10 protein-coding genes and 1 pseudogene are annotated in these 11,569 nt (G+C 46.8%); all 11 read right to left on the reverse strand.

What is annotated here, in order from left to right:
- Positions 1-13: 13 nt before the first annotated feature.
- The 11 genes and pseudogenes from NQU17_00585 to NQU17_00635 all read right to left on the reverse strand — a co-directional run bounded on the left by NQU17_00585 (position 14) and on the right by NQU17_00635 (position 11,240).
- Positions 14-1,810: a CHAP domain-containing protein gene (locus NQU17_00585; protein UUM12095.1), complete on the reverse strand. Its 1,797-nt coding sequence runs from the start codon at positions 1,808-1,810 to the stop codon at positions 14-16.
- Positions 1,811-1,923: 113 nt separating this feature from the next.
- Positions 1,924-2,775, reverse strand: coding sequence for a BRO family protein (locus NQU17_00590; protein UUM12096.1), 852 nt, complete (start codon positions 2,773-2,775; stop codon positions 1,924-1,926).
- Positions 2,776-2,856: 81 nt separating this feature from the next.
- Positions 2,857-5,259 carry an ATP-binding protein gene (locus NQU17_00595; GenBank protein UUM12097.1) on the reverse strand — a complete coding sequence of 801 codons (2,403 nt, stop codon included), beginning with the start codon at positions 5,257-5,259 and terminating at the stop codon, positions 2,857-2,859.
- Complete coding sequence (locus NQU17_00600) at positions 5,198-5,611, reverse strand: PrgI family protein (GenBank protein ID UUM12098.1); 414 nt, start codon at positions 5,609-5,611, stop codon at positions 5,198-5,200. The genes NQU17_00595 and NQU17_00600 overlap by 62 nt, the downstream gene beginning before the upstream one ends.
- An 18-nt stretch (positions 5,612-5,629) precedes the next feature.
- Positions 5,630-6,499 carry a CD0415/CD1112 family protein gene (locus NQU17_00605; protein ID UUM12099.1) on the reverse strand — a complete coding sequence of 290 codons (870 nt, stop codon included), beginning with the start codon at positions 6,497-6,499 and terminating at the stop codon, positions 5,630-5,632.
- Positions 6,500-6,512: 13 nt separating this feature from the next.
- Positions 6,513-6,728, reverse strand: coding sequence for a Maff2 family protein (locus NQU17_00610; protein UUM12100.1), 216 nt, complete (start codon positions 6,726-6,728; stop codon positions 6,513-6,515).
- 51 nt (positions 6,729-6,779) lie between these two features.
- Positions 6,780-7,610, reverse strand: a pseudogene (locus tag NQU17_00615) (TraG/TraD/VirD4 family protein).
- 71 nt (positions 7,611-7,681) lie between these two features.
- The gene (locus NQU17_00620) at positions 7,682-7,864 is read right to left on the reverse strand and encodes a transposon-encoded TnpW family protein (GenBank protein UUM12101.1); all 183 of its coding nucleotides are present in this window, start codon (positions 7,862-7,864) and stop codon (positions 7,682-7,684) included.
- Between the two features lie 133 nt (positions 7,865-7,997).
- Positions 7,998-8,939, reverse strand: a complete 942-nt coding sequence (locus tag NQU17_00625; protein ID UUM12102.1) for a DUF3991 and toprim domain-containing protein — start codon at positions 8,937-8,939, stop codon at positions 7,998-8,000.
- Between the two features lie 10 nt (positions 8,940-8,949).
- Positions 8,950-10,167: a plasmid recombination protein gene (locus tag NQU17_00630; GenBank protein ID UUM12103.1), complete on the reverse strand. Its 1,218-nt coding sequence runs from the start codon at positions 10,165-10,167 to the stop codon at positions 8,950-8,952.
- 89 nt (positions 10,168-10,256) lie between these two features.
- Positions 10,257-11,240: an AAA family ATPase gene (locus tag NQU17_00635; protein ID UUM12104.1), complete on the reverse strand. Its 984-nt coding sequence runs from the start codon at positions 11,238-11,240 to the stop codon at positions 10,257-10,259.
- Between the last annotated feature and the right edge of the window lie 329 nt (positions 11,241-11,569).

Genomic DNA, 11,569 nt, shown 5'->3' on the forward strand with positions numbered 1-11,569 from the left:
GCTGATCTCCTTTTCAATTCATTAATCCATAACCCATGATGACTTTGCTGTTTAGGTCATAATCCCTGATGCGGCAGGAATCGCCGCTGTTGCCTTCCACGGTATAAACTCTCTTGCCGTCCGTTCCGATGACAATGCCTACATGGTCTGCGCTGCCGTCACCTTCCCAATCAAAGAAAATCACATCGCCGGGAGCTAAATCCTTGTAGTTGCCGTTTGCCCACTGTCCATGATTACGAAACCAAGGAACACCCTGAGAGTTGCAGGCGGCAAACTTTGGCTCACTGTAGCCCGCTTGATTTAAACACCATGACACAAAGCAGGCGCACCATTCTACACGGCTGTTGAAGCCATACCACGACCAGTAGGGTTGACCGCCAACATTTCCAACCTGCGTTTTTGCGATGTTAACAATATTTTGATTGCCCACACGTGTGCCGTTTTGAAACTTAACACCGCTTAAATCGGTAGAAGGAGCAGAGTTGTCAGTGCCGCCACCAAAAATAAAGGGCTTGTTGCCTCTTGTTTCAAGGTAGACACTGTACATTTTAAGTTGTTCGTTGTTCAGCAGTCTGTTTGCGATTGCAGTGACAGTGAAATTATCAAGTTTTACATTTAGAATGTAGTAATTATATGGAACTTGTACGGTATAAGTATCCCTGTGCTTATTTCCTTCCGCATCCGTCCAAGTGTCCGTTCTTGTTTCAGTACGGTAGCGAACCTCCACCACAGGGGTTAAGGTCAGCTTATACTGGGAATTAAAAACACGCTGCAATTCGCTTTGCACCTCGTTTGGCTTGTAGGTCTGGAGAAGTGCAGTTAGGTAGGCTGCCAGCTCATGGGGGTTATGCCCGATGGTATCAAGGTCATAGCGATACTCATCATAATCGGGATACTCACTTTCGATGTTGTCAATCCGCTGTTGCAGGGCATTTTCAAGGGCGGTGTATTTGTTGTCGGTGGCGACAATATCCGCATCCTCTGAGGTGTAGGAAGTACTGATAATACTGTTTAAGCCGCCCTGAAGCATGAGTGAACAGGAAGAAACCGTACTCATCAGCACGATGATAACAGCAGCAATGGCAAGCAGCATAAATACCACTTTCCGGTGACTGCCAATATACTGAATAAGTTTATCTGCCGTCTCTGCTACGGTGGCGGCTGCCTTTTTGGTATGGGAAGCAGCCTGCTGCGAGGTCTTTGCTCCCTTGCCGTACCTTGCAGCGAGATATTCTTTTTTTATCATTTGCTTTTGCTGCCACCTTGAAAGCGGATTAGAGGCGAGCTGTGGACTGTCTTTCATACGCTTATGGTAAAGGTAGTTAATCTCTGCCTTTACTGTGCTTTTTTCTGCTTTTGAAAGCTGTAGGTACGGTTTGAGCTTATGGCTACGATAGGCACTTTGTAAGCGCCTTGTTACAAATTCAGCACCTTCCTCAGTTTTGTGTGCTGCTTCCACACCTACGTTGTCCTGCTCGCTTTTTCTAATTTCTTTATGGATTTGAGAAAGTAACTCCTTTTGAGGAACGGACTTGATGCCATGGGCAAGCTTGGATGGTGGTTTTGGTTTATCGGTTTCTTCAAAATATAAACGCACCTCATTTTTGCCGGTGCTGGCATTTAGGGTGCGTTCTGTGACAAGGGTTTTCTTTATAGGGATTTTCTCATCGGATTTTTCTAATTTGTCAGCCGCCTTTTCTGCCTTTTTAAGGGGCTTTTCAAGGGTGACGTCAGCACGATCTTCTTCCGTAAAGGTAAGGCGAGATACCTTATCCGCAGGTCTGAAAGGTTTCTGTCTCTTTTTGCTCAAACAATGATCCTCCTTCCACGCAAAAAACCGCCTGTATCTCTACAAGCGGCTTGCACGCAATCTTTTTTCAGTTTTGCGATTTTGCTAGGGTCAACAAAATCGTAGAAATGTGGCTATTCCTCATCTTCGTTATGGTCGGACGGCTGTGGCAATGATTGCAGGTCTTTTGCATTTTTGCTTGTCACAACACTTTTTCCAGTGGTTTCTTCAAGCTGTACCCGTGCAGCTTTGGCTACCTTGCCGCCTTTTCGTGCAACATTTTTGTTTTCTTCAAAGGTTTCAGGTTTTTCGTTTTGCGAAATTTCCGTAGTGGACGCCTCGGCGAGCATATTGAGGATAAGCTCCACATTGCTCATGTTGTCTCGCAGGTTTTCTTTCTTCAAGCCTTTCAGTGCCTTATACTGCTTGGTTGTTTTTCCAGACCACGCCCGTGTGATTTCATCAGTTAAAATGGCATATTCCAATCCCTGTGTCACACCACGAGAGTCCCATTCGTCTGTCAACGCTTTGCGAACTTCAATTGTCTTTAAGCGTTGGTTGATCCAATCCTGAGAGTAGCCTTTTTTAAGATAGGTTTCGAGTGCCCGTTCTATAGTAAGCTCTGGATCAGCGGTTTCATCTATTCTTTCACTACCCACCTTTGCGAGCCACATTTTAAACGGCTCTGCTTTGGGTGATGGGATTGATTGAATAAGTCTTAAAATTTCTTCGGTGTCAGCAACATCTGTCAGTCGCATTTTTCCATCTTCAGCTTTCATTTTCAACTGTCCGATTTTTTCGGACAGTTGACTACCTTCTGATATAAGCTTTGCTTTCAGGTCACTCCAATATTTTCTTGGTCTATCAGTTCCGGTTAAAACTTCAACAATATCAATAATTGAAAAAAACCACTTTTCTTGTTCTTCATCCCAATGTGTCCGAATGTTTTTTTGTTCAAATAGCTTAATTGATTTATCTTTATCCATATTCATAACCTCTTTTAAAATACTATTAAGACATTGTATCATAATTTCTGGTAATTATAAATAGAACAAAACTGCCAATTCCTATTCCTTCAATGCTTCTGTAGGCTTGGTAGTCATAATTCGGTACAGCTCAGTATCCTTCGGATATTTATCTGCAAAGGGCAAAATCACGTTGCCATAAAAGAGCAGCCCTTCACCTTCGCCTGAATGGGTTACATAGGAAAGCTGATGTGGCGAAATATTGAGCTGCTTTGCAAGGATTTGCCTATCGCCTGATGCCTGATTGAGCATATACACAAAGTCAGAGTTTTCAAAGATGTTTTCTACCTCACGAGAGGAAAGAAGGTCTTTGACGTTTTGGGTAATTCCGGTGGGTATGCCTCCCCACTTACGAAAGCGCTTCCAGATTTCCACGGAATAGGCGGCAGTCTGTTCTTCTTTTAAAAGCAAGTGGAATTCATCCATATAGTAACGGGTGGAGCGTTTTTCTGAACGATTGATCGTTACTCTGTTCCAAACCTGATCCTGTACCACGAGCATACCCAGCTTCTTCAGCTGTTTGCCAAGTTCCTTAATATCAAAACAGACAAGCCGGTTTTTAATATCCACGTTGGTGTGGTGGTTGAATACATTAAGGGAGCCTGTAACATAGATTTCAAGAGCTGCCCTGATATGCTGTGCTTCTTTTTCATCCTGTTCCTTTAGGGCATTATACAAGTCCTCAAGAATCGGCATTTTCTCAGGGATTGGATCAGACAGGTAATCGGCGTAGATAAGACGGACACAGCGGTCGATGATGCTTTTTTCTACCGGCATAAGTCCTTCCTTTCCTCCAACAATCAGCTCACACAGGGAGAGAATAAAGTCAGATTTCAAGGAAAGCGGACTTTCGTCCTCACTGTAATTCAAGTTGATATCCATGGGATTGACAAAGTCGGTGCTTGTTGGAGAAATTTTCACCACCTGCCCGTTCAGGCGATTAACAAGGGGATAATACTCCGCCTCTGGATCGCAAATTATAATGTCATCTGTAGTAATGAGAAAGATGTTGGTAATCTCACGTTTTGCTGAAAAACTCTTTCCGCTGCCGGGTGTTCCTAAAATCAAACCGTTTGGATTTTTTAGCCTTTTTCGGTCTACCATGATGAGGTTATTGGAAAGGGCATTCAGTCCATAATAAAGAGCCTCACCGCTTGACTGAAATAGCTCCTGCGTAGTAAAGGGAACGAAAATTGCCGTTGATGATGTCGTTAAGCTCCGCTGAATCACCGTTTGATTCAAGCCAAGTGGGAGGGAGGACATAAAGCCCTGCTCTTGTTGGTAATCCAGTCTTACCAGTGTGCAGTTGTGCTTCTGGGCGATGCCGGATGCCTGAAACACTGTGTTTTCAAGTTGCTGTTTAGTCTCTGCTGTGTTCAGGATAAGAAAGGTCACAAGAAACATTCGTTCATTTCGGCTCTGCAAATCCGCAAGGAGTTTTTTTGCCTCGCCTCCGTAGGTGGCGAGATCAGAGGGGATAATATCCATGTCATAGCCACTGCGGACGGCTTTTTTCTGTTCCTCAATCTTCATCTTATCCAAATCGGTAATCTTTCGTTTGATTGTTTTGATTGCTTTGGTCTGATCTACTGATTGAATGTGCATGGTCACAAGGAGATTGCTTTCTATGTCGAGAAAGTCTGCTAAGATGCGGTCATTCAGTTCAGGGGCAAGTATCTGTAAAAAGGATACCGCCCCAAATTTACCACCTGTCCTGAATACTCTTCCTTCACGAAACTCAAAAGACGATGGTGCGATGAAATCCTTTACCGATAGTCCAGAAGGCACAAGCCACTTCCAGTCAAAGTGAAATGGCTCATTGCCGTCCATTCTCAGAATGTTGTGGCAGAGCTTCAGCCTTTCCTTGCCGTCGAGAGAATCCACGGTTGCACCAAGCCGTTTAAAGCCGTTCCACAAATCATTTTCAATACGCTCAAGCCGTGGCTTTGCTATCTTTATGTTTTCAGCTTCTATGCCAAAGGTTAAATACTTGGTTTTCATCAAGCCGTTATTTCCCTTAGAAAGCTGACTGTGAAGCATTTCTGTGTATTCGCTGCGGATACTGTCAAAGTCATCCTGCTGCGGATTGATGGAAATGCTACTTTCATAGTCATCGGCATTGGCGGTCATGTTGAGAAAGGAGAGCTGAAAGTGAATCGAACTGTCAAAGTAATTGAGGAAATCGCACCAGCTCTCAAAAATAGCGGTCTTGTCTTCGTTTTGGGCAAGCTGATAGTTGATGTCATGAAAGCGAATGGTCTTGGTATAGAGAATATCCGTCACACGGCAAATACCATCGGGGTACATCTTTTGAAAAGGGATGGTATCTTGTGCAGTTTTCTCTTTTTTATTGTTCTTGTTTCTTGCCCTCAAAATGGCAGCGTTAATTTTCTGTCTTTCTGCCTTTGTTAGCTTTGGGCGAGATTGTTTTTCTACGTTCGACAATGTGCTTTACCTCCTTATCCAATTTATCCTGTCGCATGAGTAGGGCATAAAAATTATCAGTTTTATAAGGGCGCTGTTTGGGTGTTAAGAACCGCACTTCAATATAGTGTTTTAGAATGACTTCCAGTGGCTGCCCGTGCTTCTCGTATATGGCTAACATAAAAAGAGGGAGCATGGTGAAAATCATCATAAGCGTTGAGCTGCTTGTACCGACGCTGTCCTTCGTGAGGAAAAACAGAGGCAATCCCACTGCAAGTGCGGCAGAAAAGCAGATGAGCTGTCGTTTAGTCAGGTTGAATACAACTTTTGTTTTAACTGTACTTAAATCTTTGGGTACGGATACATAGGCCATATAAACTCCTTTCTGCCTTTAGTGGGCATTAAACAGGCTTTTCGCCATTGAGCTTGTCTTAAACAGGGTGAAGCAGAGCAGCACCGTATAGCCAACACAAGTCCATACTGCCTTGATAATATCTTCATCGATGGCAATGGACTGCACGAGTACAGCATAGATGCCTACGCAAACCATGATTAGAAAGGCCTGAAAGCCAAGGGCGAGCATGGCTCTTAGATAATTTTGTCCCATACTGCCCCATTCACGATTCACCATTGTGGCAAAGGGGATTGCACCCATTGAGGTCATTAAATAGATTTCTATCATTCGACCATAGATGATGACGAAAATGCAGATAGACAGGGCGTGCATGGTGAAGCCTATTAGAGTGCTTTGCAGCCACAAACCCAAAAGAGGGCCAAGCTCCATTTCTTTGAGCTTTTCTCCCATATTGGCGATGACAGCAGTGATGTCGATATTGGTATCGGTGATGATTACACCTGCGGCATTTGCTACAACGTGCTGTGATATATCAAAAATTCCCATGATGATGTTAAAGGTATTTGTAATAATCAGCACAGCCACAAAGGTTTTAAAAATCCATTTGAAAAACATAAAGGTTTCTATATCGTGGAGGTTATTTTTCTCAATGACCATTTGTATCAGCTCGTAGCACATCACAAAGGTAAGAATAATACCTGCAATGGGGATGATGACATTATCGGACAGGCTTTGGATCATGGAAAAGACACCACCGTTCCACGCCGATGGTGTCTTGCCAACTTCTCCTGCAATCTCGCCAACTTTGCTGTTGACGGTATCGAACATCCCCGCCAAATTCGAAGTAATGCCGCTGATAAGTAGTTCTTTGAGCCATTCAGTTATACTGTCGATGATGCTCTGCATAAAGTATTACCAATTAACCGAACAAGCCGGAGAGCAGGGGAACAAGCGTCATGCCGATCAGTGCTACGCCACCACCTGCCATGAGTTGTTTCATCCCCTGAGATTTTGCACCGGGATTATCGTTACCGTAACCTTCGAGCAAATTGATAACGCCCCAAATTCCAAGACCTGCACCAAGGGCAATAACCAGTGTCTGTAAAACGTCTACTGCTTCATTAAAAAATTCCATAATTCATATCCTCCTAAATTTTTATTATTGTTTTTGAACAAAAATAACCGCTCATTCAGCGGTTTCGGTTTCGTCTGTGATGTCGATTTCATAAACATCATAGACCTCATCAGGTTTTGGTTTCAGTTTTGTGGATAGATATTTTTCAATATTAAAGGTGTTTCTTTTGTCAAAATCGGATAGATATTTGTACTGCGGATGCTTTGTTATATCGTACTTTTCCGAGAGAAATGGGCGAACACCTCTAAGCTGTAAAATGCACTTGCCTCCATCCATTACGGCAAGCTCATCCATACTCATTAGCTCCTTTCCCAGCTTTTGATAATTAAGCCCATAACTCCTTTGCGTACCTCTGGTGTCGGAAGTATTGAACATATCAATGGTTTCCTTGCCAAGAGTTTCGGATAAATCCTTGAGGGTGGTTTTCTCTTTGCCACCAAGAAAAATCATGCTATCACAGTTGCCAATAATGGTATCGGCATTGTCCTTGTAGAGAGCTTTTAACTGGCTTTGTGCCTGCAATACAAGACAGGCAGAGATTTCACGGCTACGGATTGTTGCCATGAGTTTTTCCAGTTTGGGAATCTGACCGATATTTGCTGCCTCGTCAATCAAGCACCGCACATGAACAGGCAACCTGCCGCCATATACGTCATCAGCCTTATCACATAAGAGATTGAAAAGCTGTGTGTATGCCATGGATACCAAGAAGTTGAAGGTATCGTCAGTATCACTGATGATAATAAAGAGGGCGGTCTTCTTGTCTCCCAAGGTATCAAGCTCCATTTCATCGTAAGCGGTCAGCTCACGCAGTTCCTGAATATCAAAGGGAGCAAGTCTTGCACCGCAACTGATCAGTATGCTCTTAGCTGTTTTGCCTGAAACGAAATGTCAAGGACTTTTTCATCACTCCAAAGATATGCCCCGCAGTTTCCCACGGGGCACAGCTTCACTCACTGCAAGGATTGCATATTGCTAATCTCGCTTTTGAGCATACGCACAATTTTGTCGCTCATGGTTTCCTTGCTCGTCTCGCTGAAATGAACCTTGACCTTGTAGGTGGTCTTGCCGATTTGCTTCACAAGGGCGGGTTGTTCGGCCTGCGTGGTCGTTGTAATGGTATTTTCAGTATTCAATAGTCATTTTCCTTTCCGGGCTGTAAATGCCCTTAAAACGCGCAAAACCCAGTTTCGGGGGTGGGTAATATAAAACCCTTACCACCTCAAAAACAGGGCTGAAAAACGTTGATACAACAGGCTTTTTGAGTGCCTAAATCGTGACATCCCGGTGTAACGATTTAGGTTGTTTTTCGGCTCGGATTTGCTTCACATGGGCTTGTAAATCCTCGTTGAAGTCTTTGCCCGCAGGGAGTATAATGCTTGTGTGGTAGCCTTTGTCGGCATATTTCCGCGCCATAAGCGCGGCAGCCTCTCGCCCTGCCGGGTCATTGTCAAGGCAGAATACGAGTTCACGAACGGTGGGATGCTGATTCAAAAAGAAAGGCAAGGCCGTGTCGCTCGTTCCTGCAAGCGACAAGCGGTTATGCTGTTCCCATGCCCCGGCATCGCCCACAGCGGCGTTTTCAAGGCTTGCGTGGCTCATGGCATCAATGGGGCTTTCAAAGATATAAAGCCGCCCAGAGGGCGCACAGGCCGCCATGCTGAAGCTGTACCGTTTGTCGCTCCCCGCGCAGTCGCCACGGAACGGCGGGTCGCCATAAATGCCGCGCAGACTGGCAAACCGCGCCTTGCCGTGTTCGTCATGCCCGACAAACACAACATTGCCGCGCCTGTCCTCGTACAGCTTTTCTTTTTGAATAAGCGTATTTACAATATCGCTGTCAATGCCGCGCCGACCGCAGAGATAATCATACAGCCGCAATGAAATCCCCGCCTTTTCGGGCAGCATAAGGGCTTTCGGCGGTTCTTCCCGCTGTGATGGTACTGTCGGCGGCGTAACGCCGGAAACGGCTTCTACCGCCTGACGAAAGGGCATATGCTCCATTTTCATCAGGTAATCAATTACACCGTGACCGCCTACGCCTCGGCTGTGCCAGAACCAAGAAAGACGGTCATTCTTCACGGCAAGGCTGGGGTGCTGCCGGCAACGGTACGCGCCGCCCCGATGGGCGAAGGTGAAGCCGTGCCGCCGTTCTAAAAACGCGACAACATCGGCGTTTCTCGCCTGTTCTACTGTTTTTTCATCTATCATCATAATCTCCTTAAATATCCAAGCCTTGACTACGCTTGCGCTCTGGCGCGGAGCGTTCCGGCTCTTGTTTTTCGGGCGGCTGGCGTAAAATGTCCTCAATGACCGCCATCAGCCGCTTCGGAGCGCGTTTCATCGCCGCCGTAAACTTGTCAAACCACGACAAATGCTGCTTGATTGACGGACGGGCTTTTTTCTCCGCTTCAACTTGCGTTTTCAGCACATCGCGCTCACTCTCGGCGGCGGTCAGCCTGCGCTTCATGTCAGCAACCTTTTCATCAGCCTTCACGGACTTTTTGGCGAGTGTTTTCAGCGTTTTCATCTCATCAGCCGATACGCTGAAACCGCCGAGCAGGGCGGGCTTGCCCATCGCTTCAATTTCGGAAACAGTAGCCGCCGCTTTGGTCTTGACGGCAATCTTTTCATCGAGCTTGCCAAGCCGAACTTCTTTTTTCTGAACATCCTTGCCGAGAGCGGCGGCGCGTTCCGTTTCCTGCTTGTTTTTGTACTCTAAAACATCCAAATGCTCGGCGGTGCTGCCGCGTTCCCCGCGCTCAAAATCAGTAAATCCCGCTGCCCTCATATGCTCATAGTAGCGGTCTTGAAGCAGGGAGTACGAGTAGACAAGGCGCTCCTTGCCGTTCTCGCCCATCACCTTTTCGGACTTCCACTTTTTACTGTTACTGACCTGTTTAATGACTTCCTTGACCGTGCCCACGAGCGCAGGGTCTTTGCAACGCTTCGTCCACAAAACCTCTTTGTCCACAACTGGAATATATACAACGTGCAGATGGTAATGGTACACATCCCGCCCAAGCTGTTCGGAGAGAGCCTTGTTGCGCTCATCGGCGTGCATGACTGCCGACAAAACATATTCCTCGCCCCCGGCTTCCTTGACCGCCATGCGGTACGCTTCTTCAAAAAAGGATTTGGCATACTCGTACCCGCCACCTCGCTCAAAATAATCCGTGTTCACATCGAAAACCATTTCATCGATGATTTTGGCATCCTTTTTCAGGCCGCGAGTGCTGATGGTTCCGCCCTCAATCAGCCTGTCAAATGCTTGCAGATAGCCGCCCTCGCATTTTTTGAAATGGACATTGAGGGCAGCGCGGTCAAGCTGAACATCGCCATTGCCGTAATGCTCATTTTTTCGCTCGTTGTGCCGTTCCATGTTGCCAACCTTTGCGCGAGTGTAGGCCACGTTTCGGACAACGCATTTATCGGCCATAAGCAGCTCCTTTCCAAGTCTGCAAGAAAGGAAGGCTGCAAGATGCTAATAGTAGAGCCTTGCAGCCTTGAAATGTTGCAGCCTTAAATCTACTCATTTTTTTGTTGTGGCAACGCGCCCCAAAACCATTTTTTGTCACGCTTGAATGATGGAATCGCAAGGGCTTGTTTTGCGCTGCGGAGCGTTCGCTCCTGTATTTCTTTTGAAGCGGCTTTTTCAAAAAGAAAAGCGGCGGCTTTCTCACCGTCCGCCAGTTCTGCTTTGAGAAAATCCACCGCGCGGTCATAGGTGCTATCGCGTTCCGGCATGATGCCGGACAGCAGTTCGTCAATTGTGACGGGGAGCGTTCCAATCCACCGAAAGCCTGTCGCCGGGTCGAGTTCAAAGCCGATGGCCGCGCCCTCCGGCGCAAGGTTGTTTTTGCCCTGCACGATGGCGCGGGTGTAAGGCTTGCCCTTGATGCGCCCAACGGTCAAAACGCTTCGGGCGGCGGCTTGAATGTCGATGCTGCCAAGACCACGATACTGGCTCTTGTTCGCGCCTTTGTTGAGGTGGCCGATGACCACCACGGCACAGCCTGTTTTCTCCGCAACCGCGCTGATGCGTTTGAGTACCGGGCGGATTTCATTTGCCCGATGCATATCCACATCCGCGCCGATATACGCTTGCAGCGGGTCGAGGATAAACAGCTTCGCGCCTGTCAGCGTGATGGCCTGTTCAATCCGAATGTCGGAAAGGGATAACTCTTTTTCGCTCTCGTCAATGACAATCACGCGCTCACAATCCGCGCCGGACTGGACAAGGCGGGGCTTCACCGTATCGCCTAAACCGTCCTCGGCGGTCTGGAAAATAACGCTCATGGGTTCTGCGGCGGCCTTGCTTTCCGGCAGCGCTGCGCCTGTTGTCAGTGCGGCGGCGATTGCCAGTACACACGTTGTCTTTCCATCGCCGGGGTCGCCCTGAATGACCGTGATTTTGCCGTATGGGATATACGGATACCACAGCCAATCAATTTCGGTGGCCTCCACCTCGTTCATGCGGATTAGCTTCAATGGTTCGTTCTGGTCTGCCATAAAATAATCTCCTTTGCTGTTTGGTTTGTATATATAAAAAGCCCCTCGGCGGCGACGTCCGACCGCAGAGAGGCTTACAATATTTTGTGGGAATTATCTCGATTTTATGATATACTATCGTTAGAATTGCATCCGGGTCGGAGAACGATTTACATACTTTTTCAAAGTATGTAACCCACTATGACACTTTCCCGCTTCGCGGGCAAAGTGCCGTGGGCGCTCCCGCGGGGGAACGTGCCGCCTGTGGGCGGCTCTGCGTTCTGCTGAAATGTTCTGCTCACGCAAACACATTTCAGCAGAACGCAAAAATGCACAACATGCTCTTGCGC

Source organism: Clostridiaceae bacterium HFYG-1003 (assembly GCA_024579835.1).
Taxonomy (GTDB): domain Bacteria; phylum Bacillota; class Clostridia; order Clostridiales; family Clostridiaceae; genus JG1575.